19 protein-coding genes and 1 pseudogene are annotated in these 23,823 nt (G+C 66.7%); 9 read left to right on the forward strand and 11 right to left on the reverse strand.

The annotated features are described in order from the left end of the window. Nucleotides 1-14 precede the first annotated feature (14 nt). Nucleotides 15-1,625, reverse strand: a complete 1,611-nt coding sequence (gene murJ / locus HND55_05960; GenBank protein QKK02239.1) for a murein biosynthesis integral membrane protein MurJ — start codon at nucleotides 1,623-1,625, stop codon at nucleotides 15-17. 147 nt (nucleotides 1,626-1,772) lie between these two features. Between murJ and rpsT the strand changes: the two genes are divergently transcribed. After that, nucleotides 1,773-2,036 (forward strand): 30S ribosomal protein S20, encoded by a 264-nt coding sequence (rpsT, locus tag HND55_05965; protein QKK02240.1) that lies wholly within the window; start codon nucleotides 1,773-1,775, stop codon nucleotides 2,034-2,036. Between the two features lie 83 nt (nucleotides 2,037-2,119). Here the strand turns inward: rpsT and HND55_05970 are convergent, their stop codons facing one another. Genes HND55_05970 through HND55_05985 form a run of 4 tightly spaced genes read right to left on the reverse strand, consistent with a single transcriptional unit; the run spans nucleotide 2,120 to nucleotide 7,319 of the window. Then, nucleotides 2,120-3,715: a mucoidy inhibitor MuiA family protein gene (locus tag HND55_05970; GenBank protein ID QKK02241.1), complete on the reverse strand. Its 1,596-nt coding sequence runs from the start codon at nucleotides 3,713-3,715 to the stop codon at nucleotides 2,120-2,122. A gap of 52 nt (nucleotides 3,716-3,767) precedes the next feature. Continuing rightward, complete coding sequence (obgE, locus tag HND55_05975; protein QKK02242.1) at nucleotides 3,768-4,805, reverse strand: GTPase ObgE; 1,038 nt, start codon at nucleotides 4,803-4,805, stop codon at nucleotides 3,768-3,770. Nucleotides 4,806-4,833: 28 nt separating this feature from the next. Further along, entirely contained in the window at nucleotides 4,834-6,732 is a 1,899-nt protein-coding gene (locus tag HND55_05980; protein QKK02243.1) for a DUF2207 domain-containing protein, read from the reverse strand. Beyond that, entirely contained in the window at nucleotides 6,729-7,319 is a 591-nt protein-coding gene (locus HND55_05985; protein QKK02244.1) for a LemA family protein, read from the reverse strand. Before HND55_05985 ends, HND55_05980 begins: the two co-directional genes overlap by 4 nt. A gap of 320 nt (nucleotides 7,320-7,639) precedes the next feature. Between HND55_05985 and HND55_05990 the strand changes: the two genes are divergently transcribed. From HND55_05990 to HND55_06000, 3 genes and pseudogenes are all read left to right on the forward strand, one after another. Then, nucleotides 7,640-8,560, forward strand: a complete 921-nt coding sequence (locus tag HND55_05990; GenBank protein ID QKK02245.1) for a bifunctional riboflavin kinase/FAD synthetase — start codon at nucleotides 7,640-7,642, stop codon at nucleotides 8,558-8,560. A 14-nt stretch (nucleotides 8,561-8,574) separates the two neighbouring features. Then, a pseudogene (ileS, locus tag HND55_05995) lies at nucleotides 8,575-11,380 on the forward strand (isoleucine--tRNA ligase). A gap of 32 nt (nucleotides 11,381-11,412) precedes the next feature. Next, nucleotides 11,413-11,880, forward strand: coding sequence for a lipoprotein signal peptidase (locus tag HND55_06000; protein ID QKK04018.1), 468 nt, complete (start codon nucleotides 11,413-11,415; stop codon nucleotides 11,878-11,880). Nucleotides 11,881-12,398: 518 nt separating this feature from the next. Here the strand turns inward: HND55_06000 and HND55_06005 are convergent. After that, nucleotides 12,399-13,085 carry a Bax inhibitor-1/YccA family protein gene (locus tag HND55_06005; protein QKK02246.1) on the reverse strand — a complete coding sequence of 229 codons (687 nt, stop codon included), beginning with the start codon at nucleotides 13,083-13,085 and terminating at the stop codon, nucleotides 12,399-12,401. Nucleotides 13,086-13,294: 209 nt separating this feature from the next. Here HND55_06005 and HND55_06010 point away from each other — a divergent pair, with 209 nt between their 5' ends. Continuing rightward, nucleotides 13,295-14,383, forward strand: coding sequence for a PLP-dependent cysteine synthase family protein (locus HND55_06010; protein ID QKK02247.1), 1,089 nt, complete (start codon nucleotides 13,295-13,297; stop codon nucleotides 14,381-14,383). 37 nt (nucleotides 14,384-14,420) lie between these two features. On the opposite strand, the gene tsaE is transcribed toward HND55_06010, so the two are convergent. Further along, nucleotides 14,421-14,870, reverse strand: coding sequence for a tRNA (adenosine(37)-N6)-threonylcarbamoyltransferase complex ATPase subunit type 1 TsaE (tsaE, locus tag HND55_06015; protein QKK02248.1), 450 nt, complete (start codon nucleotides 14,868-14,870; stop codon nucleotides 14,421-14,423). Continuing rightward, nucleotides 14,867-16,348, reverse strand: a complete 1,482-nt coding sequence (locus HND55_06020) for an NAD(P)H-hydrate dehydratase (protein ID QKK02249.1) — start codon at nucleotides 16,346-16,348, stop codon at nucleotides 14,867-14,869. Before HND55_06020 ends, tsaE begins: the two co-directional genes overlap by 4 nt. Between HND55_06020 and queG the strand changes: the two genes are divergently transcribed. Further along, on the forward strand, nucleotides 16,340-17,422 hold the full coding sequence (gene queG / locus HND55_06025) for a tRNA epoxyqueuosine(34) reductase QueG (GenBank protein ID QKK02250.1): 1,083 nt from the start codon (nucleotides 16,340-16,342) through the stop codon (nucleotides 17,420-17,422). The genes HND55_06020 and queG overlap by 9 nt on opposite strands. A gap of 1 nt (nucleotide 17,423) precedes the next feature. Here the strand turns inward: queG and HND55_06030 are convergent, their stop codons facing one another. Both HND55_06030 and mutS read right to left on the reverse strand, forming a co-directional pair. Beyond that, complete coding sequence (locus HND55_06030; GenBank protein ID QKK02251.1) at nucleotides 17,424-18,149, reverse strand: DUF1499 domain-containing protein; 726 nt, start codon at nucleotides 18,147-18,149, stop codon at nucleotides 17,424-17,426. 213 nt (nucleotides 18,150-18,362) lie between these two features. Continuing rightward, nucleotides 18,363-20,936, reverse strand: coding sequence for a DNA mismatch repair protein MutS (gene mutS / locus HND55_06035; GenBank protein ID QKK02252.1), 2,574 nt, complete (start codon nucleotides 20,934-20,936; stop codon nucleotides 18,363-18,365). Between the two features lie 353 nt (nucleotides 20,937-21,289). On the opposite strand from mutS, the gene HND55_06040 reads away from it, so the two are divergent. After that, nucleotides 21,290-21,787, forward strand: a complete 498-nt coding sequence (locus tag HND55_06040; GenBank protein ID QKK02253.1) for a CinA family protein — start codon at nucleotides 21,290-21,292, stop codon at nucleotides 21,785-21,787. Between the two features lie 48 nt (nucleotides 21,788-21,835). Beyond that, on the forward strand, nucleotides 21,836-21,979 hold the full coding sequence (locus tag HND55_06045) for a hypothetical protein (protein ID QKK02254.1): 144 nt from the start codon (nucleotides 21,836-21,838) through the stop codon (nucleotides 21,977-21,979). Here HND55_06045 and HND55_06050 read toward each other — a convergent pair. After that, nucleotides 21,921-22,514, reverse strand: coding sequence for a hypothetical protein (locus tag HND55_06050; GenBank protein QKK02255.1), 594 nt, complete (start codon nucleotides 22,512-22,514; stop codon nucleotides 21,921-21,923). The two genes, HND55_06045 and HND55_06050, sit on opposite strands and share 59 nt — an antisense overlap. A gap of 239 nt (nucleotides 22,515-22,753) precedes the next feature. Here HND55_06050 and recA point away from each other — a divergent pair, with 239 nt between their 5' ends. Next, nucleotides 22,754-23,815 (forward strand): recombinase RecA, encoded by a 1,062-nt coding sequence (recA, locus tag HND55_06055; protein QKK02256.1) that lies wholly within the window; start codon nucleotides 22,754-22,756, stop codon nucleotides 23,813-23,815. The last annotated feature ends 8 nt before the right edge of the window (nucleotides 23,816-23,823 follow it).

Here is a 23,823-nt window from a genome sequence, read left to right on the forward strand (position 1 = left end):
GGCGCCGATAAGGATCAGGGATCGGTATTCGACCTGACCGGTCGCGCCAGGTGACGGGGCCGCAGCCCGGTGGCCAGCAGCGCCAGCGCATAGATCCCCGCGCCGACGAGCACGGCCAGGGTCATATGCCCGGCCCGCCAGCCCAGGCCGGCCCCCAGCCACTGAGCAGTGTCCGGAACGACCGCGGTGACCGCCAGCACCATCAGCAGCACTGCCGCCACCACCTGTGCGATATGGCGCCACGGCAGCCGGGGTGCCAGATTCGTCCGTTGCAGTCCGCGCCACAGCAGGGCGGCATTGATCCAGCCCGAGGTGCTCGATGCCAGCGCCAGTCCGGCATGGGCGCCGGGATGGGCGGCCAGGGTGGTCCAAAGCCCGTCCCCAAACTGTCCCCCGGCCAGGTAGATGACGATGGCGGCGACAAACAGCACGTTGAACAGCATGTTGGCGACCAGCGCAATGACGGCGATCACCACCGGCGTGCGCGTGTCCTGGCGTGAGAAGTAGGCCGGCGCCAGGATCTTGACGCCGATGAACGCGGGCAGCCCGAGGCAGTAGGCGAGCAGCGCCAGTGCCGCCATCTCGGCGTCCAGGGCGGTAAAGGCGCCGTAGTGGAACAGCGTGACCACCAGCGGCCCGGCGATAACCGCCAGTCCGGCGGCGGCGGGGATCGCGATCACCACGCCCAGCAGCACGGCCCAGTCGAGCGTGGCGCGAAAGCGACCGTTGTCGGCGCGGGCGTGCAGCGATGACAGCGTTGGCAGAATCACCATCGACAGCGCCACACCGAACAGCCCGAGCGGAAACTCCATCAGGCGGTCACCGTAGTACAGCCATGCCAGCGAGCCGGAGGCCAGCAGCGAGGCGAACAGCACGTCGAACAGCAGACCGATCTGCGCCACCGACGACCCGAACAGGGTCGGCACCATCAGCCGCATGATGCGACGCACTCCGGGATGGCCAAAGTCCGGACGCGGGACCGGCAGCACGCCGTGCCGGGCCAGGGCGGGCAGCAATGCCGCAAGCTGTAACAGCCCGGCAACCAGAACGCCCCAGGCCAGGGCCTTGATGGGCTGCTCGAACATCGGGCTGATTGCCACTGCCGCGGTGATCAGCGACAGGTTGAGCAAGGCCGGGGTCAGCGCCGGCAGGGCAAACCGCCCGAGCGTGTTGAGAATACCGCCGGCCAGCGCAACCAGGGCAATGAACAGCAGATAGGGGAACGTCACCTGCAGCATGTCGGCGGCCAGCGCAAACTGGGCCGGATCACTGCGAAAGCCGGGCGCAAACACCGTCACCAGGGCCGGGGCGGTGAGCACGCCGATGGCCGTAATGATCAGCAGCACCGCGGCCAGGCTGCCGGCAACCGCGTCAATCAGCGACTTCAGCGCCGCCTGGTCGTGCTTTTCCCGGTACTCGTTGAGCACCGGCACAAAGGCCAGCGAAAAGGAGCCTTCGGCAAACATGCGGCGCAGGAAATTGGGAATCTTGAACGCGAACACGAACGCTTCCATCGCCGCGCCGGCGCCGAACCACCGCGCCAGCACCACGTCGCGCACAAAGCCGAGGATGCGCGAGATCAGCGTCATCGAGCCGAAACTGAAGGTGCTGCGAAGCAGACTCATGACACGGTGCCGTTCCGCTGGGCCTTGCCGGCCAGCGCCGCGCCGTGCCGCGCCGATATCCAGCGCCCGCGCCCTTGACTCAGGATGTCATTCATCCGATAATTCCCGGCTTGTTTTATTCAAGCGACGAATTCCAGGAGTAGCTTCGTGGCCAACAGCGTATCCGCTCGCAAGCGCGCCCGCCAGAACGAACATCATCGCCGTCACAATGCGGCGCTTCGCTCGCACGTGCGCACCAAGATCAAGAAAGTGTTGCGTGCGATTGATGCCGGCGACAAGGCGGCTGCCGAGGCGGCCTACAACGCAGCCGTTCCGGCCATCGACAAGTCGGTTTCGAAAGGCATCATGCACGCCAACAAGGCGGCGCGTCACAAGTCCCGGCTCAACCAGCATCTGCGCGAAATGGGCTGAGCGTCCTGCCGGCCAGCGCTGAACGCGAGAAAGCCGCGCCACCGAGCGCGGCTTTTTCGTGGTTTGGGCACGGCAAGGACGCGTTACCAGCCCTGAATCCCCGGCAGATCCTCGGGGAAACTCAGCGTGTAGCCGACGGTCAGGCGCGCTTCGGCACCGGCGTCGAGCCGGCGCTGCCAGGCCAGCACACCGGGCTTGTCATCGACGTTGCGTTCGTCGGGCGGGGTGGTGTTCTCGGTCAGGCTGACTTCAATGCGCTCATCCCGCGCGACCGGCATCGAATCGAGCACGGTCACATCGATCGGCCGGCTGTGACCGTTGTGCAGGGTGATGCGGTGGATGCGGCGCAGGCGCGTTGACTTGCGAAGCATGCCTTCGGTGGCGCGTTCGTCTGCCAGCAGCTCCCGCTCGATGCGGATGCGATCGTCAACGCCGAAGCTCGATGCCAGCGTGTCGCCGGGCGCTATGCCGGCAAAGCGCAGCTGACCGACCAGGGTATGGTCCTGGTAGAGCGTGGCCGCTCCCGGGGGCAGTGCGCTGTCGCCCTCGAACAGGCCCTCGGCGTACAGCCAGGCGGTGGGCTGTCGACGCGGTAGGGTTCGTGCGCTCAAGCTGACCGGCAGGCGATGCGTGTCAAGGCGAAAGCGGTGGGCCTGGTTGTCGGCCGCCACGCTGGAGCGGCCGGCGACGCGGTAGGCCTGGGTGTAGTCGCTGCCGACCAGTTCGGCCCCGTCCCATTGGGCTTCGGCTGCCGGCGCTCCGGCCTGATCCATCATGCTGGTCGGGGCGCGCAGCGCGCTGACCTCGGCCTGGCCCGCAGGAGCCTGTTTCTCCGGCCTGAGGACATCGATCCACCAGGGCGATGGTTCGGGCAGGCGGCCACCGCTCGACGGACGGGCCAGGGACAGGTTCAGCTCGGCGTCGGTCCAGTCCTCGCCCGTGCGCTGGCGAACCTCGGCGAACTGAACGATCTCGAGCCGGCCTTCGCCAGTGTCCAGGCGCCATTCGTAGACCGGTCGCCAGGCCGCGCCGGAGACGGTGTATTCAATCGTGAACCGGGCCGGCCCGGACGTTTCGCTGGTCCAGGCCAGCCGCAGCTCAAGCGTGTCACGCTGCTGCTGGCCGAGATCGGCCAGCTCGCGCTCGAGCCGCTCGATCTGCTCGTCGAGTTCGCGCTTGTCGAGGTTCAGCCGGCGCCGTTCGGCCAGCACATCCTCGGCACCGGTGCCAACGGTTTCGATCGCGCTGCGCCAGCCTTCGACGGCCAGTTTCTCGTCGCCCTGGCCGGCGCCAGTCGCCAGCGAGCGGACAAGCTCGATCTGCAGATTTCGCGCCTCGACGGCGTCTTCGATTGCGGCTCGCTCGTCGCGCAGCTGCTGCAGCCGACTCTCCAGTTCGCGGGCCCTTTGGCTGACCCGCTCGCTTCCGCGCAGGGTCTCGAGCCGGTACGCGCCCAGCCGCAGGCCCGCTGGCCCGCTGGCGGAAATGCGCAGGCTGTCGCGCGCGATTCCCGTCGGCAGGTCGGACTGGACCAGTTCGCCGCTGCCGGCGCTGATGCCGGTCGCGACAATGCGGGTGACGGTGGCGCGATCGGGGAAGACAGTCACCGATTCCACGGCTGCCGCGGCCGGCAGTGCCGAGGCAAGAACAAGGATGCTGAGCAGAACTCTTACTAACATGGGTTTTCTCCTTGAATGCTGATCGGGTTTGACGAAGTCCCGGCCGGGCGGTTCAGCCGCTCACCGTTTCGCGATCGTTCGCTGGCTGGCGTTCGAGATGGTTCATGACATCACCCACCAGCCGTTCCAGACCATCGCGAGCAACCGCGGAGATGGCGTACCAGGGCGCCTGCCAGTCGAGCCTGGCTACGATTCCCGCGGCCGTGTCCTGTCGCTGCGCTGCGTCGAGCTGATCGGTCTTGGTCAGCACCAGCCAGCGCTCGCGCTTGGCCAGCTCCTGATCGAAGCGTCCCAGCTCCCGCTCGAGTGAGCGCACCTGGTCGGCTGGATCGCTGCCGTCGATCGGCGCGATGTCGACAAGCTGAAGCAGCAGACCGGTCCGCTGCAGGTGCTTGAGAAACCGGATGCCCAATCCCGCGCCTTCGGCGGCGCCCTCGATCAGGCCGGGAATGTCTGCGATGACAAACGAGCGACCGGGCTCGAGACTGACCACCCCGAGATTCGGGTGCAGGGTGGTAAAGGGATAGTCGGCGACCTTGGGCCGCGCGGCCGAGACCGCGCTGATCAGGGTCGATTTCCCGGCATTGGGAAAGCCCAGCAGGCCGACGTCGGCCAGCACTTTCAGTTCGAGCCTCAGCTCGCGTTCCTCACCCGGCGTACCCGGCGTGGACTGGCGCGGAGTGCGGTTGGTCGAGGACTTGAAGTGGACATTGCCCCTGCCGCCGCGTCCGCCGCGGGCAACCAGCAGACGCTGACCGTGCTCGAGCACTTCGCCGATGCGCTCATCAGTTTCGACATTGCCCACGATCGTGCCCAGCGGCACGCGAATGACAATGTCCTCGGCCGACCGGCCGGTTCGCTGGCGGCCCTGACCGGGCTGACCGTTGCGGGCGCGAAACTGCCGGGCATGGCGAAAATCGGCCAGGGTATTGAGGCCGGAATCGCCTTCCAGCCAGACATCTCCGCCGTCGCCGCCATCGCCGCCGTCCGGCCCGCCTTTCGGGATGTACTTCTCGCGACGGAAACTGACGCAGCCGCTGCCGCCGTTTCCGGCCGCTACCCGGATTGTGGCTTCATCAACAAACTTCATGGCGGCAGTCTACCGCAAGCTGGAATGGCTACCAGCCGCCGCCACCACCACCGCCACCGCCGCCGCCGGAAAAACCGCCCCCGCCGCCGCCGGAACTCGAGCCCGGTGCGGTCGCCGCCGATGCCGTGGCGCTGGCCAGGCCGCTGCCCAGCGCCGAGCCGAGGCTGGCCGCAGAGAACGCACCGCTGCGGCTGGTGGTGGCCGGGTACCAGTTCCGCGACTGGGCCGTGCCCGCCTGTATGGCCGACTCGATCTGGGCGGCGAAGCGTTCGGCCCAGGTGTCGGCGCAGTCCAGCGCCACGGCGTAGGGCAGCAGGCGCTCGAACTCTTCGAAAGTCTGCGGAGGGGCATCAGCGTGGCGCTGCTCGAAGTCGTCGCGCTCGGCTACCTGGAGATACAGCTTCAGACCCTCGACCTGGTCCAGCAGTTTGCGACCGCGCAGGGTCGGGGCCCGCAGCAGATGCCAGAACAGGCCGTTGACCACCCCGAGCGCGAGGACGACGAGCGCCGGCAGCCAGCCGATCATGAAGCCGAACAAGCCCAGCACGACCACGCTGGCGGCGGCGAAGGGCAACGAGAACGCGGTCAGCAACAGCGCGCCAAAGAAGTCGGTGACGCCCTGGAGATCGCGCCAGCTTCGGTAGACGCGCATGACCAGAACGGCGGTGCCCAGGTTCCAGATGCTTTGGTGCGCGATCAGGAATATCGCGATGAACTTCTGCTCGCCGGGCAGCTGCAGCACCATGCTCAGCAGGGCCAGGATCGACAGCAGCACTCCCGGCACCAGCCACCACCGGTTGCGGTGAAAATAGCGGCCCTCCATGCGGCCCGACAGCGATTTCTCGTGGGCCTTGAGCGCCTCCCGAATCTCGGCGTGATTGCTTTGCTTGAATACCAGGCTGCTGCGCCCGTCGAACAGCTGTTCGAGCAGGCGGCGCTCGGTCAGCGAGTCGGTGTCGCCTTCGGCGTTTTCGACCACATAGTCCTTCTTGCGCTTGTCGAGCTTCAGTGCGCCCTTGACCGCAAGGCTGACCAGTGCGGCGGCGGTGCAAGTGCGGTCATAGCCCATCTTCCAGACGTAGCGCAGCATGCCGGGCGAGTAACCTTCCGGCGGATCGTAGCGCGGGTAGATGGCGCCGGCGTCGGGGTCACGCCCGACCCGATACCAGGCGAACAGGAACCAGGCCAGCACCAGGGCAATGCCGGCCAGGCCACTGAAGAACACGCGGTTGTCCTGCACCACGTAGGCGCGCTTCTCGGCCGCCGTCGGCTCGTTCACGAGACCCTTGGGGAAACCGACGGCAATGGTCAAACCCTCGCGTGGGGCCAGTGCCCGGGTGGTTTCAAAGCGGACCTGACTGCCGCCAGTTGTCTCGGCCCGGTAGTCCTGACCCTGCTCGCCTTCGCTGCCGGTGTAGGCGTCCAGACGCAGTTGGTCTGTTGCCACCGAGCCGGGCAGGCGCACCACGGCGCCGGCCTGTTCGATACGAAAATCCCAGGCATTGCCGGTCACGTTCCAGTAGAGCTCGTCGAATTCGTCGAAGAAACCGATCTGGCGGTTGGTGCGGTAGGTCAGCTCGTAGCTGTGGCGGCCGTGATCGAGCAGCCGGTCGGCGCTGCCGAAGTAGATGCGCGTACCGTTGCTGATCGATTCGGTATGCCAGTCCTCGGGCTGGCCGTTGCGGCGCACACCGACGATTTCGAGCGGCACGACCACGCGCCGGCCGGAGCGATCGTGGTAGCGGGTCGGAAAATCGCGGTAGATGCCACGTCGAATCTGGCGGCCTTCGGCGACGACCGTGATGTGCTCGGTCACGACCATTTCGCCGGATGCATCGATCGTGATGTCGGCGGCAAATTCGACAATGCGTTCATCGGCCGCGGCCAGCATCGGCAGCAGGCAAAATGCAAGGAGCAGGCGTTTCATGCGGCAGTCTCTCGCGAGTGGCGCTGCAGCAGTTCGGCGACCTGCGGCGTGGCGCGGGTTTCTATGTCGGCGCTGAAGTACGACGCCTCGGAAAAGCCCAGCGGGCGCGCGATCAGCAGGTCCGGGAACTGCTGAATCCGGGTGTTGAGCTCGCGCACCGCACCATTGTAGAAGCGCCGCGCGTGCGACAGCAGATCCTCGGTTTCAACGAGCTGAGTCGTGAGCTGCTGGAAGTTTTCGCTGGCGCGCAGCGCCGGGTAGTCTTCGGCCAGCACCAGCAGGCGTCCCAGTGCGGCGGCCAGCGCCACCTCGGCGCCGGCCATGGCCCGGGCCTCGCCGGACTGCTCGGCGGTCTGTGCCCGGCTGCGCAGGGCCGTGACGTCCTCGAGCACGCGCCGCTCGAAATTGGCATAGGCGCGCACGGCCGTCACCAGCTGGGGCACCAGGTCGTGGCGACGCTGCAGCTGCACGTCAATATCGGCAAAGCCGTTCCTGACCAGGTTGCGGACGCGCACCAGACGGTTGAAGATCACGATGCCCCAGATCAGCAGCGCGACCAGCAAGACAAGCAGCAGCCCCTCGATCATCGCGTCATTTCTTTCAGTCCGGCAGCAATGCAGATGACATTCAGGGCTCCGGGGATGGCGCGACCCGGCGTTGTCGCTCCTGCACGGGAAACCAATCTTTCCCGGCCGCCGACGCCGTGATTCGAGTCATACCTGGAGCCCTGGTCGCAATCTACCGTGCTGCCGGGCCAATAGCAAGTTTCGGCCGGCAGAACGCTGGGTCGAGACGGCGCCTGTGCGCAGACAGGCAGCGCCGGGGAAGCGTGTGGAGCTGCGCGTGCGGCGCTGTCGCGGCCGGATGCAGCGCCGGCAGTCAAAAAACGGGTAGAATTCATCGCTTCATGCGACTGATCCGAGACCTCAACCCCGATCCTGCCCAGCACGCACCGACTTCGGTGGCGGTGGGCAATTTCGACGGACTGCATCGTGGGCACCAGGCGCTGATCCGTGCGGCCCTCGATGGCGGGCGCAAACTGGAGTCCGCCATCATGTGCTTCGAACCACCCCCGGCGGTTGTGTTCCGCCCGGATCGGCCGCAGCCGCGACTGCTGACCATTCGCGACCGGTTCGAGTTGTGCCGCGATATGGGACTGGATCTGATGTTCATGTTGCGATTCAATCGGGCGTTTGCCCGCCAGAGCCCGGAGCGTTTCGTGCGCGAGGTGCTGGTGCAGGGGGCCAAGGCGCAGCGTGTCGTAGTCGGCCATGATTTTCGTTTTGGTGCCCGCGCGCTGGGTGACCTGCCCATGCTGCACAAGCTCGGCCGCCGTTATGGCTTCGAGGTGGTGTGCGTTGACCCGGTCTGCGACGGTGAACAGCGGATCTCGTCTACCGCCGTGCGCCACGCGCTGGGCGAGGGCGATCTGATCATGGTCGAGCGCCTGCTGGGGCGGCGCTACACGATTTCGGGCCGGGTGCTGCGTGGCCGGGCCATCGGTCGCGGCCTGGGTTTTCCGACTGTCAATATCCGGCCGCCGCGTCCGCCTGCGTTGAGCGGCGTGCTGGCGGTGCGGGTGTCGGGTGCCGGACTGGACGGGCATCCCGGAGTGGCCAGCCTCGGCCGGCGTCCCACCGTGGATGGGCGCGAGTGGCTGCTCGAGGTGCATCTGTTCGACTACGATGGCGCACTCTACGGTCGGCATCTGACCGTCGAGTTCACGGATTACCTCCGGCCCGAAGAGCGCTTCGACAACCTGCAAGAAATGAAGGAACAGATGGCGGTCGATGCCGAGGTGGCCAGACGCGCCCTCGGCATCGACTGACCGAAACGCTGATCATGGACTACAAAGACACCATCAACCTGCCCAAAACCGCCTTCCCGATGAAGGCCTCGCTGGCCCAGCGCGAGCCGGCCATGCTCGAGCAGTGGTACGCCCACGGCCTCTACGAGCGCATCCAGCAGTCCACCGGGGGGCGCGAGACCTTCGTGCTGCACGACGGCCCGCCTTACGCCAACGGCGACATCCACATCGGGCACGCGGTCAACAAGATCCTCAAGGACTTCGTGGTGCGCTCTGCCCTGATGGCCGGCTACCGGGCGCCCTACGTGCCGGGCTGGGACTGCCACGGGCTGCCGATCGAGCTGCAGGTCGAAAAGAAGGTCGGCAAGGTCGGACAGAAAGTGGATGCCGCCACGTTTCGCCAGAAGTGCCGCGAGTACGCAGAAAAGCAGATCGACAACCAGCGCAACGACTTCAAGCGCCTGGGCGGGCTGGGCGACTGGGACAACCCCTACGCCACCAAGGACTTCAGCTACGAGGCCGACATGCTGCGCGCGCTGGCGAAAATTGTCGAGCGCGGCCATCTCAAGCGCGGCGTCAAGCCGGTGCACTGGTGCTTCGACTGCTCCTCGGCCCTGGCCGAGGCCGAGATCGAGTACCAGGACAAGACCTCGATCGCCGTTGACGTGCTGTTCGCCGCGGTCGACGCGGCCGAGCTGGGCCGGCGCTTCGGCGTCGACGGCCTGGCCCATGATGCCGGCGTCGTCATCTGGACGACCACGCCCTGGACCATTCCGGCCAACCAGGCGGTGTGCCTCAACGCCGAACTCGACTACGACCTGTTGCGCGGCCAGCGCGAGGGGCGCGCAGCGCGAGCTGGTGGTGGCCAGCGAGCTGCGCGAGGATGTCTGCAAGCGCATCGGCCTGGCGCAGGTCGAGGTGCTGGGCACGGTCAAGGGCGCCGAGCTCGAGCACCTGGCGCTCTCCCATCCCTTCAACGATGAGCGGGTGCCGGTCATCCTCGGCGAGCACGTCACCACCGAGACCGGCACCGGCGCGGTGCACACCGCGCCCGGGCACGGCCAGGAGGACTTCGAGATCGGCCAGCGCTACGGCCTGGCCGTGGTCAACCCGATCGACGGGCGCGGCGTGTTCGTCGACGACACGCCCGTGGTCGGCGGCGAGCACGTCTGGAAGGCCAACTCGATGCTGGTCGAGCACATGCGCGGCAACGGCACCCTGCTGGCCGCCGAGGACTTCGGCCACAGCTACCCGCACTGCTGGCGCCACAAGTCGCCGACCGCCTTTCGCACCACGCCGCAGTGGTTTATCGCCATGGACCAGGCCGGCCTGCGCGCCGACGCGCTGAAAGCCATCGACAACGTGCGCTGGGTGCCCGAGTGGGGCCAGGCGCGCATTCGCTCGATGATCGAGGCCCGCCCGGACTGGTGCATCTCGCGCCAGCGCACCTGGGGCGTACCGCTGGGCTTCTTCATCGACCGCGACAGCCAGCAGCCGCACCCCGACACGCCCGCATTGCTGCACCAGTTCGCCGACATCGTCGAGGCCGAAGGCGTCGATGCCTGGTACGCCGACGACATCGCCGGGCGCCTGGGCGTGGACGCGGAAAAATACGAGCCGGTGCCCGACATCCTCGACGTCTGGTTCGACTCCGGCGTGAGCCACCACTGCGTGCTCGACCAGCGCCCCGAACTCAAGCGCCCGGCCGACATCTACCTGGAAGGCTCCGACCAGCACCGCGGCTGGTTCCACTCCTCGCTGCTGACCTCGGTGGCCATGCACGGCATCGCGCCCTACGAGCAGGTGCTCACCCACGGCTTCACCGTCGACGCCGAGGGCAAGAAGATGTCGAAGTCGCAGGGCAACGTCATTGCCCCGCAGCAGGTCATGAAGACCCTCGGCGCCGACATCCTTCGCCTGTGGGTGGCCGCCGCCGACTACCGCCAGGAAATGAGCGTCTCCGACGAGATCCTCAAGCGCGTCGCCGACGCCTACCGGCGCATCCGCAACACCGCGCGCTTTTTGCTCGGCAACCTGCACGGTTTCGACCCGGCCGGTCATGCCCTCCCGCTCGACGAGCTGCTGCCGCTGGATCGCTATGCCGTCGACATGGCCGCGCGCCTGCACGACGAGGTGGTCGAAGCCTATCGCAACTACCGCTACCTCAGCATCTACCAGGGCGTGCACCACTTCTGCTCGGTCGACATGGGCGCGTTCTACCTCGACATCATCAAGGACCGCCTCTACACGCTGCCGGCCGATCACCCGGCGCGGCGCTCGGCGCAGACGGCCATGCACCACATCCTCGAGGCCCTGGTGCGCTGGCTGGCCCCCGTGTGCTGCTTCACCGCGGAGGAAATCTGGGCCGAAATGCCCGGCGAACGCGACGACTCGGTCATGCTGGCGACCTGGTACGAGGGCCTGGCCGCCGGCGGTGCCGCGGCCCGGCAGTCGATGGAGCGATTGCGCAAGGTGCGCGAAGTGGTCGGCCCCTGGCTCGAGCAGCTCAGGCGCGACAAGACCATCGGCGCCTCGCTGGCGGCCGAGATCACCCTGGAGGCGACCGGCACACTGGCCGGGGAACTCGCCGCCGTCGGCGACGAGCTGCGGTTTTTCTTCATCTCCTCCGACGTGCACCTGGCGCCGGTGGCCGAGCCGATGGAGACCGCCGGGATCGACGGCGATTCGCTCAAGGTGGCGGTGAAACCGAGCGAGCACACCAAGTGCGTGCGCTGCTGGCACCACCGCGACAGCGTCGGCAGCAATCCGGATCACCCGGACATCTGCGAGCGCTGCGTCGAAAACGTCGAAGGTCCGGGCGAGACCCGGCGCTGGGGCTGACCGTGCTGCCGATGCGTCCTGGACGATATGCGATGTGGCTGGGACTGGCCGGCGTGATCGTGCTGGTCGACCAGGCCACCAAGCATCTGGCCATCGCCCAGCTCGAGCTCTATCGGCCGGTGGAGGTGCTGTCCTGGTTCAACCTGACCCTGGCCCACAATACCGGGGCGGCCTTCAGCTTTCTGGCCGGCGGCAGCGGCTGGCAGCGCTGGTTCCTGTCGGCGGTGGCAGTGGTCATTGTGGTCGCCATGCTGGTGTGGCTGTGGCGACTGCCGCACCGGGCGCGGCTGTTGCCGACGGCGCTGGCATTGGTCATCGGCGGAGCGCTGGGTAACCTGATCGACCGCCTTCGTTTCGGCTACGTGGTCGATTTCATCGACTGGCACTACAACGACTGGCACTGGCCGGCATTCAATATCGCCGACTCGGCCATCGTCCTCGGCGTCGTGCTGCTGCTGCTCGACAGCCTGATCCCCGATCGCCGCCAGCATCACGCCTGACCGCCTGGAGTCGGTCGGGGCCGCGTCCCCGACGTCCGGATCCGGCGCCACCACCACGGGCGATGCCCGCCTGTAGGTCGGGGCCGCGTCCCCGACGGACGAGGTGCGGGATCGGCCCGTGTGGCTGTGCGTGTACAGACCCGAATCCTCGACCGTCGCGGATGCGACCGCGACCTACGAACCTGGCGCCACCACCAGCGGTGATGCCCGCCCGTGGGTCGGGGCCGCGTCCCCGACGTCCGGATCCGGCGCCACCACCAAGGGCGATGCCCGCCTGTAGGTCGGGGCCGCGTCCCCGACGGACGAGGTGCGGGATCGGCCCGTGTGGTTGTGCGTGTACAGACCCGAATCCTCGACCGTCGCGGATGCGACCGCGACCTACGAACCTGGCGCCACCACCAGCGGTGATGCCCGCCCGTGGGTCGGGGCCGCGTCCCCGACGTCCGGATCCGGCGCCACCACCAAGGGCGATGCCCGCCCGTGGGTCGGGGCCACGTCCCCGACGTACGACTTGTGGCTTACTCTTCGCCGAAGAAGAAGCCGAGCAGGTGCAGCAGGCTGGTGAACAGGTTATAGATCGATACGAACAGGGTCACCGTGGCCATGATGTAGTTGCGCTCGCCGCCGCGGATGATCTGCTGAGTCTGGAATAGAATCAGGCCGCACATCAGGACAGCAAACATGGCGCTGACGGCCAGCCCGAGCGCGCTCATGCCGAAGATGATCGATACCAGGCCGGCGATGAAAGCAACCAGGATACCCACGAACAGCATCGGACCAAGGAAGCTGAAGTCCTTGCGAGTGACCATGGCAAAGCCCGACAGACCGATGAAGGCGACCGCAGTCGATCCAAGGGCCGCGATGACCAGCTCGTTGCCGTTGCTGAACATGGCGGTGTAGAGATTGACGATCGGGCCGATGGTTGCGCCCATGAAACCGGTCAGGGCGAATACGCTGAGAATGCCCCAGCCGGAGTTGCGCGTGGCGTAGGTCAGAAACAGCAGTCCGAAATAGCCGCCCAGCACCAGCCAGATATTGAGCGGCGGCCAGTTGTTGACCATGGCCAGACCCGCTGTGCCGGCGCTGAACAGCAGCGTCATGGCCAGCAGGTTCCAGGTGTTGCGCAGGACTCGCCGGGCATCGTCGTCGATGCGCTGGTCGGTCTGGGCGCTGCTGATCGTGGTCGCGCGAAGTTGATCGCTCATGTTTGCCTTGATCCTCTGGTAAAAGTCGGTTAGATCATCAGACCATGATTTTAGCAGGAAGGTTTCCAGAGCTTGCGTGAACCGGTCGTGAATCCGTTCATCGTCGCGTTGACAACCTGAGCCGCGCTGTCCTTCCCCCGGCGCCGCGGGCACTGGCCGATTCCGTGACGCGGTATGATGCTGTGCTGAATTCATCGACGGGTCACGACATGCAAACTCAACGCTGCCGCTGGGTGTGCGAGGCCATTCGCTCCATCGAGGCCGACTTCAATCGCTCGGCCGACACCCATCTCATTCGCATGGATATGCCGGTGGCCTGGCAAGGCTGGCAGCTCTACCTCAAGGACGAATCCATCCACCCGACCGGGAGCCTCAAGCATCGGCTGGCCCGCTCGCTGTTCCTGTACGGCCTGTGCAATGGCTGGATTGGCCCGGATACGCCCGTTATCGAGGCCAGCTCCGGTTCGACTGCGGTCTCGGAAGCCTATTTTGCCCGCCTGCTGGGTCTGCGCTTTATCGCGGTCATGCCCGACAGCGTCTCGCGCGAGAAGATTGCCCAGATCGAGTTCTACGGGGGCGAATCCCATCTCGTCGAACCGGGGGCGATCTACGCCGAGTCCGAGCGCCTGGCGCGCGAACTCGGCGGGCATTTCATGGACCAGTTCACCTACGCCGAGCGCGCGACCGACTGGCGCGGCAACAACAACATCGCCGAGAGCCTGTTTGCGCAGATGGCACAGGAACCCCACCCGCGTCCGCGCTGGGTGGTGGTCTCGGCCGGCACCGGTGGCACGGCAGCGACCATGGGCCGATTCATGCGGTTTCGCTGTTTCGCTGGTGGTCCAACGCAGCTGTGCGTGGTCGATCCGGAACACTCGGTCTTTCACGAGTACTTTCGCAGCCGCGACCCCGGCTTGACCATCGAAGCCAGCTCGCGCATCGAGGGTATTGGCCGGCCGCGGGTCGAGCCGAGTTTCGTGCCCGAGGTGATCGATCGCATGCTGTCGGTTCCCGATGCGGCCAGTATGGCGGCGCTGCGTTTTCTCGAGGACTGGCTTGGGCGTCGCTGCGGCGGTTCGACCGGAACCAACCTGATCGGTGCGATCGAGCTGCTCTCGGAGATGCGCGCGGCCGGAGAGCAGGGCAGCGTGGCGACCCTGCTGTGCGATGACGGCGAGCGCTATCGTGAAACCTACTACAGCGACGACTGGCTCAGGCGGCAAGGGCTCGATATTGCGCCGTGGCTGCGCGCGCTCGGCCAATGGGCTGACAGCGGTCGCTGGCAGCCGCCGGCCTGAAGCCGGGCAGATCCTCGGCCAGCGCCTGGCATCCTGATCAATCGCCCCCATCCGGTTGCGTAGCCGGGGCCAGCCGGATGTGCCGCGTCCCGCTGTCGTCGTCGCTGATGCTGATCGTCCAGTCCGGCGCGGGCAGCCAGCCCGGGCCGCGCTCGGGCCACTCCACCAGCAGCAGACTGCCCTCATCGAGCAGATCCTCCAGGCCCAGGTAGACAATCTCCTCGCCGTGGCTGAGCCGGTACAGGTCGAGATGATGAATGTGGCGTCCGTCGACGGTGTAGCTTTCGATCAGGCCGTAGCTCGGGCTCTTGACCCGGCCCGCGTAGCCCAGGGCGCGCAGCAGTCCGCGCACCAGCGTGGTCTTGCCAACGCCGAGATCGCCGCTCAGATAGACGATTCCGCCGCCGGCAAACAGCCTCGCAAGCTCGCGGCCCAGCGCCAGGGTGTCGGATTCGCGGGCCGCGGTGAACTCCCGCTCCGGATTCATGCCGGCAGAATGGCCGGCAGCTGGTTGATCAGGTCGCTGGCCAGGATCTGGCGCCGGCCACGAGCGGCACGGTCACCAGCCAGGGCATGGGCCAGGACGCCGCAGCAGGCGGCGTCAAAGGGTGTCAGACCCTGGCCGAGCAGGGCGGCGATCAGGCCGGTCAGGGCATCGCCCATGCCGGCGGTCGCCATGGCCGGATTGCCGCAGGGGCACAGTGCGACGGTGCCGTCGGTGTCGGCGATCAGACTGCCGTGGCCCTTGAGAACGACAACGGCGTCAAAACGCTCGGCCAGCCGGCTTGCGGCGGCAAAGCGGTCGGCCTGGATATCGGCAACGCCTGTATCGAGCAGGCGCGCGGCTTCGCCGGGGTGAGGCGTCAGGATCCAGCGCTCGCGCCGGGTTGGCGCTTCGGCCAGCAGATTGAGTGCATCGGCGTCGACAACCAGCGGTCGACCCTGCTCGATCGCCCGGCGCCACAGGGCGCGCGCCCAGTCGTCGCGACCCAGGCCGGGACCGATGGTGACCACGTCGGTCGCTTCGAGCAGCGAATCGAGCGCTTCCATCGACTCCACGCCGTGGCTCATGATTTCGGGCTGCACGGCCGGGGCCAGGCCGGCGTGCGCGGCGCGCGTGGCGATGCTGACCAGGCCACTGCCGCCATACAGCGCAGCGCGGGCGGCGAGCACGGCGGCGCCGCCCATGCCGTGATTGCCGCCGATGACCAACAGGCGCCCGAGCATGCCCTTGTGCGTGTCGGCCGGACGCGGCCGGAGCCAGTCGCCGAGCTGTCCCGGCGCCAGCAGGTGATCGCGCACGCCCATGTCCCGGTGAATCTCCGGCGGTGTGCCCAGATCGTCGTAGACCAGCTCGCCGCAGTAGCGGCCGGCCCGGCCGGTGTAGAGCCCGCGCTTGCGGCCGATGAAGGTCACGGTGGCGCTGGCCTTGACGCAATGACCCAGCGGCATGCCGGTGTCGGCGGCGAGTCCGGAGGGCAGGTCGATGGCCAGCACCGGGCGCGCGCTGTCGTTGATCCGCACGATCAGCCTGGCATAGTCGTCGCGCACCACACGCTCAAGCCCGGTTCCGAGCAGGGCGTCGACGATGACATCGCCGCGCAGACGCTCTTCGGGCGATTCCGGCTGACTGCCCAGGGCCAGCCAGTCCCCGGCGGCCTTCCGAGCTTCACCGGTCAGCTCCTCCGGTGACTTCATCGCGATCAGCTGGACCGCCAGGCCGGCTGTCTGTGCCAGGTTGGCCAGCACGTAACCGTCGCCGCCGTTGTTGCCCCCGCCGCAGCAGATGGTCACTGCGCGCGCCTCGGGCCAGCGCGCGCGCAGGACGGCGAAGGCGCGCGTCCCGGCCCGCTGCATCAGCGTGTAGCCGGCGATGCCGTGCTCCTCGATGGCGCGACGGTCAAGTTCACGCACCTCGGCGGCACGATACAGCGGACAGATGGGATAATGCCGGACATGAGTCATGATCCTGATTATAGGCAAAGCGGGCCGGACCCCGTTGCCCTGGTTGATGACATTCGCGAGTGGGGCAGGGCGCTGGGGTTTGCGGCGATCGGAATCGCCGATACCAACCTCTCGCTCTACGAGCGGCGCCTGGATGAGTGGCTGGCGCAGGGCTATCACGGCGACATGGAATGGATGGCCCGGCACGGGCGCAAGCGCACGCGCCCGGACCAACTGGTGCCCGGCACACGCTCGGTCATCGTTGCCCGCATGGACTACCTGCATGCCTCGGCCCGGCGCTACCAGGACGTGCTGGCGCAGCCCGGACGCGCGGCCGTCTCACGCTACGCGCTCGGGCGCGACTACCACAAGCTGATCCGCAAGCGGCTCAAGCAGCTCGGGCAGCGGATCGAACAGGTCATCGGACCATTCGGACACCGGGTGTTTACCGACTCGGCGCCGGTCATGGAAAAACCGCTGGCCGAAAAGGCCGGCCTGGGCTGGATCGGCAAGCACACCATCGTGCTCAGCCGGCAGGCCGGATCCTGGTTCTTCCTGGGCGAGATCTATACCGACCTGGCGCTGCCGGCCGACCCCCCGGCCACGCCGCACTGCGGCAGCTGCCGCAAGTGCATCGACGTGTGTCCGACGCAGGCCATCACCGGTCCGTTCCAGTTGGATGCGCGGCGCTGCATTTCGTACCTGACCATCGAGCTGAAGGGGTCGATTCCCGAGCCGCTGCGGCCGCTGATTGGCAACCGGGTTTTCGGCTGCGACGACTGCCAGATGGTCTGCCCGTGGAATCGTTATGCCAGCACCACCGGCGAAGCGGATTTCGCGCCGCGCAAGGACCTGGACGCCGGCGATCTGGTCGAGCTGTTCGGCTGGGACGAGTCCACCTTCCTGCGTCGTACGGAGGGCAATCCGATCCGGCGCACCGGCTACGAGTCCTGGCTGAGGAACCTGGCGGTGGCGTTGGGCAATGCCCCGACCGCAGACCGGGTGATCACCGCGCTGAAGGCGCGCCGCCATCACCCATCAGAACGGGTTCGCGAGCACGTCGCCTGGGCGCTGGCGCGCCACGGTCAGGGCTGAATCAGGATTCAATGCGTGCCGCCAGATCCCGCAGGTAGCCGCGAATGCGCTCGGCGTTGGCGCCCACATCGCTCAGGCCCACGCGCGATTTCGAGCGCACGTCGACGATGCTGCCGCGGCCGTCGCCGCGAATGCGAATGACCACGTCGTCCTTGAAGCCAAACCACAAGGTCGTATCAGTGGCCTCGATCCGACCACTTTCCTCGTCGGCCTCGACGATGTCCCAGCCCTGGGCGCGGGCGGATTCCAGGGCACGCTCGAAGACGATGGCCGGCCAGGTCTCGACTTCCAGCGGCCGGATGTCGGGATAGGCCTCGCGCTGCTGTTCGGCGGTCTCCTGGCCGGCGTAGTCAGGTGGATTCGGCGCATCGGCGCGAAGCGGTACGACGGCCACGAAATCGGGCGGGTTGACCGTGTCGGTGGAAATATCGTGGATACGGGGCAGCGACTGGGCTTTCTGGACCAGCGCCCAGGGCACGGCGGCGGTTCCCAGACCGAGGGCGAAGGCGACAATCAGGCCCGACATGCCACCGCGCCGCCCGGCCGGCATGACAAGCAGCAGCAGCGCCAGGACAGCGGCCGCGATCCCGCCATACAGCGCCCAGCGCATCAGGGTGAAGCCGAACCCGAACTCCCACAGCCCCAGACGGGTACCGGGACCGGCGATCAGCAACAGCAAGGCAGCGAGGATGGCCAGGGCAATGACGATTCGGCGAACAGCGTTCATGTCGGACTCCCCGATCAGTGCGGTGAGAATTGCCATAGCATATCAAGTCGCCGTCAATACCGGCCGGGCGCGCGTTTCCAATCTCACAGGTCGGCCATTCCGCGGCAACCCATTCGGCGTCTTTGGTCGCCCGTACGATGTTGTTCCGGTCCGGCTGGGAAAGTGCGACTGCTTGTGTCAAGCGTGTGCCCACATCCAGGGGATGTCTGTCGATCAATCTGCCCCGGATTGCTTCTTGAGCCGGTAGAGCCACTCCAGTGCTTCGCGGGGCGTCAGCTCGTCGGGGTTGATGTCTTCGAGCATATCGTGCAACGGGTCCGGTGCCGGGACCGTTTTCGATTTCGAGGACGACTGGCCGAACAGGCCCAGCTGGGGACTGGCCGCCGTTGCGGCCTCGTTCTCCAGTCGGTTCAGGTGCGTTCTGGCCTGGGCGATCACCGGCTTCGGTACGCCGGCCAGGCGCGCGACCTGGATGCCGTAGCTCTGGCTGGCCGGGCCTTCGCGCACCGAATGCAGAAAAACGATCTCCTCGCCGTGCTCGCGCGCGTCCAGGTGCACGTTGGCGATACCCGGGTGGTCGTCGGCCAGCCGGGTCAGCTCGAAGTAGTGGGTGGCAAACAGGGTGAAGGCGCGCACGTTCAGGGCGAGCTCGGTGGCCACCGCCCAGGCCAGGGCCAGGCCGTCGAAGGTCGAGGTGCCGCGGCCGATCTCGTCCATCAGCACCAGCGAATGCTTGCTGGCGTTGTGCAGGATGTTGGCGGTCTCGACCATTTCCACCATGAAGGTCGAGCGGCCGCGGGTGAGGTCGTCGCCGGCACCGATGCGAGAAAAAATGCGGTCGACCGGTCCGATGCGGGCAGACCCGGCGGGCACGAAGCTGCCGGCGTGGGCCAGAATGGCGATCAGCGCGACCTGGCGCATGTAGGTCGACTTGCCGCCCATGTTGGGGCCGGTGATCACCAGCATGCGCCGCTCCGGGTCGAGCCGGCAGTCGTTGGGCACGAAAGCTTCGTCCTGGACGCGCTCGACGACTGGATGACGCCCCTCGACGATGTCCACGCCGGGCTCGGCGACGAGCTCGGGTGCGCTGAGTCGCAGGGTCTCGGCGCGCTCGGCAAAGGCCACGAGCACATCGAGGCTGGCCAGGGCAGCAGCGATGATTGCAAGGCGGCCGTGCTCGCCGGCCAGGCGCTCGATCAGTTCTTCATACAGCGCCTTTTCGCGCGCCAGGGCACGCTCGCGGGCCGACAGCACCTTGTCTTCAAAGGCCTTGAGTTCCTCGGTGATGTAGCGCTCGGCGTTCTTGAGCGTCTGGCGGCGCGCGTATTCGGTCGGCACCTTCTCGGCGTGGGACTTGCCGATCTCGATGTAGTAGCCGTGGACGCGGTTGTAGCCGACCTTGAGCGTCTGGATGCCGGTGCGCTCCCGTTCCTGTATCTCATAGCGCACCAGGAATTCGCCGGCGTTGCGGCTCAGATCGCGCAGCTCATCGAGCTCCGGGTCGTAGCCTTCGGCGATCACGCCGCCGTCTCTGATGACCATTGGCGGCTGCTCGACGATGGCGGTTTCGAGTCGATCGTGCAGATCGGGGCAGGGCGCGAGTTGACCGCGCAGCTCATCGAGCAGGGGCACCGAGACGTTTTCCAGGGCGTCATTGAGCGCCGGCAGCCGGCCGAGGCCCTCGCGCAGTGTGGCCAGGTCGCGCGGTCGGGCGGTTTTCAGCGCGATACGCGTGAGCACGCGCTCGATATCGCCCAGGCCCGACAGCAGATCGTGGAGACCGGAATGGGCATGGGTCTCGAGCAGGGCGGCGACGGCGTTGTGGCGCTCGCCCAGGGCCTGGCGGTCGCGCAGGGGATGGGTGATCCAGCGCTTGAGCTTGCGGCTGCCCATCGGCGTTGCCGCCGTGTCCATCAGGCCGACCAGGGTGTGTTCAAAGCGCCCGTCGGGATGGACGTCGATCTCCAGGTGGCGGCGGGTGGCGGCATCGAGCACCAGGTGTTCGGCCGGGTGCACGGCGCGCATGCCGGAAAGATGCGGCAGCTCGCCGGCGAGCATGTCGCGGGCATAGCCAAGCAGGGCGCCGGCGGCGCCGACTTCCGGGCCGCGACCTTCGATGCCGAATCCCGAGAGATCCTGCACCCGGAACTGCCGGCACAGCTCGCGCTCGGCCGATTCGGCATCGAAGGCCCAGGGCGGATGCTCACGCACGGCCGCCCCTTCGCGGGTGAAGGGCAGGGCGGCGTCTTCGGGCAGCAGCAGCTCGGCCGGGCGCAGGCGCTCCAGCTCGGCGGTCAGTTCGGCCGTCGAGGCCAGCGCGCAGCAGCGTAGCCGTCCGCCGGCCAGGTCCAGCCAGGCCAGACCGAAACCGTGCTTGTCGGGCAGGATCGCCGCCAGCAGGCGCTCGGCGCGTTCCTCGAGCAGCGATTCCTCGGTCACCGTGCCCGGCGTGACGATCCGAACGACCTTGCGCTCGACCGGCCCCTTGGCCGTGTCGGGGTCGCCGATCTGCTCGCAGATGGCTACGGATTCGCCCTTCTTCAGCAGCCGCGCGAGGTAGCCGTCGACGCTGTGGTAGGGCACGCCGGCCATCGGAATGGGCTCGCCGGCGGACTTGCCGCGGTGGGTGAGCGTGATGTCGAGCAGGCCGGCGGCGCGTTTCGCGTCGTCGTAGAACAGTTCGTAGAAGTCACCCATACGGAAGAACAGCAGGATGTCCGGATAATCGGCCTTGATCCGGAGGTATTGCTGCATGAGCGGGGTGTGTTGGGGCGTGGTGTCTGACATTAATGGTGGAATCGGTTTGGGCTTCTGGCTTCTGGCTTCGGGCTTCGGGCGATAGCGGTGGAAAAGGTTTCAGGTTTGAGATTTGATGCGGCATCGTACCGGAATGGCGGGCGGCTTCGCCGCGTGGGCTGCGCGGGTGACCGAAGACCGCGTAGGTCGGCGTCACATCGCCGACGGACGACGTCGGCGATCTGTACACGCGTAGCTATGCGTGGACAGGCTCATGGGTCGTCCGTCGCGGATGCGACCGCGACCTACGCGGATTTCGATCTCACATCGCGGCGCAGCCGCGCCGCACGGACACCGGCGCCCGCCCTGAAACCTCCATCCAAGGCATTATAGGAGCCATGGCAATGCGACACGACGACAAAGCGCTCTCGATGCTGGCCACCGCCCTGGCGGCGGAGATGAAGATGCTGGGGCGCCGACTGGTGACGGCCGAGTCATGCACCGGTGGCTGGATCGCCAAGATCTGCACGGATCTGCCCGGTAGCTCGAAATGGTTTGAACGCGGCCTTGTGGCCTATTCCAACGAGGCCAAGGCTGACCTTCTGGACGTAAAGCCCGGCGACCTCTACCGATTCGGTGCCGTTAGCGAGGAAGTGGCCGCGGCCATGGCGCGTGGGGCGGTGGACAACAGCAGGGCCGACGTGGCCGTTTCGGTCACCGGCATTGCCGGTCCGGACGGCGGTTCGCCGGAAAAGCCGGTCGGCACGGTGTGTTTCGGCTGGGCGTTGCCCGGCGGCGTGGTCGAAACGGAAATCCGCCAGCTGCCCGGAGAACGCGACGCAGTGCGCCGGGCCACTGTGGCGATTGCCTTCGAAGGCCTGTTGCGACGATTGGCTGGCTGAACGCGGCCTCTGTTGTTGCCGGGTCGGTAAGTTTTCTTCGGGCGCCGGGTGCCGGATCACAATCTCCACCTGACCCTGCTGTTTCTGGGCGACCAGCCAGTCGGGCGGGTAGACCGGATCGTGGCGGCCGCTGTCAGTCGACCACGGTCAGTGAGGGGTTTCGGACGTAGAGCCGGCCACCGCGGCTCATGAACACGGCGGCTTCAATTTCCCAGGCGTCGTCGGGCAGGCGAAATTCCAGCGTGTAGCGCTGCCAGTCGCGCTGGGTGACGTCGTTGGGTACGTTCAGCACGAAGTTCTCCTGGGGACGCACTCCGAGCATGGCATGGAGCGGATTGCCGCGCGGGTCGCGGGCCTTGAAGACCTTGACGCGGAAACCGACCGGTTCGATCGGTGTGCCCCAGGTGTCGTCTTCCAGATCGAGCTTCAGGTCGGCCGAAAACGCCAGGGTGCGCCCGGCCAGTTCTTCGACCACTTCACGCGGAAAGAACTGCGAGAGCAGCCCCCAGGGCTCGGGCCCGGTCCGCTCGATGATGGCGGTGCCGTCGTCGATAGTTAGCGCGTACGAGCCCCGGTTGGCGTGGTGGCTCATCAGCCAGGCGCGGTCGCGCTCCCCCTTTTCGTCGACAAAACGGGGTGCCTGGACGAGGCCCGGGTCGTGGGTCCGGTTGTTGTCACAGCCAATGGTGGCGAATGCCGCGACGGCAATCAGCAGCGCTCCGCTCAATCGTGAGGGGACATTCAGGCAGCACATAGTGGGGCGGATTCTATCCCAAAACCGGTCAACGCAGTTTCTCAGGGTTTGAGAACCGCCTGTCTACAATGGCGTCTTGTCGGAAATCGACTGAATTGGCTGTAGGAGATTGCAGTGATTGCCCCAAACGACCTTGGCAGGCGAGGGTGCTGTGCGATAATCGAGTCGATCGCGGCTCTAGCAGCAAACGAATGAATGGAGAGGACTGAATCGTGGACGACAATCGCAAGAGAGCACTGGCCGCGGCACTGGGCCAGATCGAAAAGCAGTATGGCAAGGGCGCGATCATGCGCATGGGTGACGACGCGGCGCGCAAGGACGTGCCGGTGGTCTCGACCGGGTCGCTGGCGCTGGACGTTGCACTGGGTGTGGGCGGCCTGCCGCGCGGCCGGGTCGTCGAGGTCTACGGCCCGGAGTCATCTGGCAAGACCACACTGACGCTGCATGCCGTTGCCGAGGCGCAGAAGCTGGGGGGGACGGCAGCCTTTGTCGATGCCGAGCACGCGCTCGATCCAACCTACGCCGAGAAACTGGGGGTCAATGTCGACGATCTGTTAGTGTCCCAGCCCGACACTGGAGAGCAGGCACTGGAAATCACCGACATGCTGGTCCGTTCCGGTGCCGTCGATATTGTGGTGGTCGATTCGGTGGCCGCACTCACGCCGAAAGCCGAGATCGAAGGCGAGATGGGCGACTCCCACGTCGGCCTGCAGGCGCGGCTGATGAGCCAGGCGCTCAGAAAGCTGACCGCCAACATCAAGCGTACCAACTGTCTGGTCATTTTTATCAACCAGATCCGCATGAAGATCGGCGTGATGTTCGGCTCGCCCGAGACCACGACCGGCGGCAATGCGCTCAAGTTTTACTCGTCGGTTCGTCTGGATATCCGGCGCATAGGCGCGATCAAACGCGGCGATGAAGCCGTGGGCAACGAGACCCGCGTGAAGGTCGTCAAGAACAAGATGGCGCCGCCGTTCAGGCAGGCCGTCTTCGAGATTCTCTATGGCGAGGGCATTTCGCGCGAGGGCGAGCTGATCGAGCTCGGCGTCGAGCATGGCCTGGTCAAGAAGTCCGGCGCCTGGTACAGCTACGGTGATGATCGCATTGGCCAGGGCAAGGACAACGTCCGCCAGTTCCTCAAGGACAATCCTGACATGGCCGCTGATATCGAGAGGCAGCTGCGTGAGACGCTCTTGCCCAAGTCGGTCGGACCATCGGGAACGGCTGCCGATGTCGCTGAAGCCGGGGAAGAGGCAAGGTCACAGGCCGGCTGAGCCGGGGC

This window comes from Pseudomonadota bacterium (assembly GCA_013285445.1).
Taxonomy (GTDB): Bacteria; Pseudomonadota; Gammaproteobacteria; order Xanthomonadales; family Wenzhouxiangellaceae; genus Wenzhouxiangella.

What these genes read in the sequence shown, in the direction of transcription:
- obgE (QKK02242.1), bottom strand. Translation starts at nt 4,805, where the DNA reads ATGAAGTTTGTTGATGAAGCCACAATCCGGGTAGCGGCCGGAAACGGC.
- HND55_05985 (QKK02244.1), bottom strand. Translation starts at nt 7,319, where the DNA reads ATGATCGAGGGGCTGCTGCTTGTCTTGCTGGTCGCGCTGCTGATCTGG.
- HND55_05980 (QKK02243.1), bottom strand. Translation starts at nt 6,732, where the DNA reads ATGAAACGCCTGCTCCTTGCATTTTGCCTGCTGCCGATGCTGGCCGCG.
- HND55_06010 (QKK02247.1), top strand. Translation starts at nt 13,295, where the DNA reads ATGCAAACTCAACGCTGCCGCTGGGTGTGCGAGGCCATTCGCTCCATC.
- HND55_05970 (QKK02241.1), bottom strand. Translation starts at nt 3,715, where the DNA reads ATGTTAGTAAGAGTTCTGCTCAGCATCCTTGTTCTTGCCTCGGCACTG.
- HND55_06020 (QKK02249.1), bottom strand. Translation starts at nt 16,348, where the DNA reads ATGACTCATGTCCGGCATTATCCCATCTGTCCGCTGTATCGTGCCGCC.
- HND55_05990 (QKK02245.1), top strand. Translation starts at nt 7,640, where the DNA reads ATGCGACTGATCCGAGACCTCAACCCCGATCCTGCCCAGCACGCACCG.
- murJ (QKK02239.1), bottom strand. Translation starts at nt 1,625, where the DNA reads ATGAGTCTGCTTCGCAGCACCTTCAGTTTCGGCTCGATGACGCTGATC.
- HND55_06000 (QKK04018.1), top strand. Translation starts at nt 11,413, where the DNA reads ATGTGGCTGGGACTGGCCGGCGTGATCGTGCTGGTCGACCAGGCCACC.
- HND55_06030 (QKK02251.1), bottom strand. Translation starts at nt 18,149, where the DNA reads ATGAACGCTGTTCGCCGAATCGTCATTGCCCTGGCCATCCTCGCTGCC.
- tsaE (QKK02248.1), bottom strand. Translation starts at nt 14,870, where the DNA reads ATGAATCCGGAGCGGGAGTTCACCGCGGCCCGCGAATCCGACACCCTG.
- mutS (QKK02252.1), bottom strand. Translation starts at nt 20,936, where the DNA reads ATGTCAGACACCACGCCCCAACACACCCCGCTCATGCAGCAATACCTC.
- HND55_06040 (QKK02253.1), top strand. Translation starts at nt 21,290, where the DNA reads ATGCGACACGACGACAAAGCGCTCTCGATGCTGGCCACCGCCCTGGCG.
- queG (QKK02250.1), top strand. Translation starts at nt 16,340, where the DNA reads ATGAGTCATGATCCTGATTATAGGCAAAGCGGGCCGGACCCCGTTGCC.
- HND55_06005 (QKK02246.1), bottom strand. Translation starts at nt 13,085, where the DNA reads ATGAGCGATCAACTTCGCGCGACCACGATCAGCAGCGCCCAGACCGAC.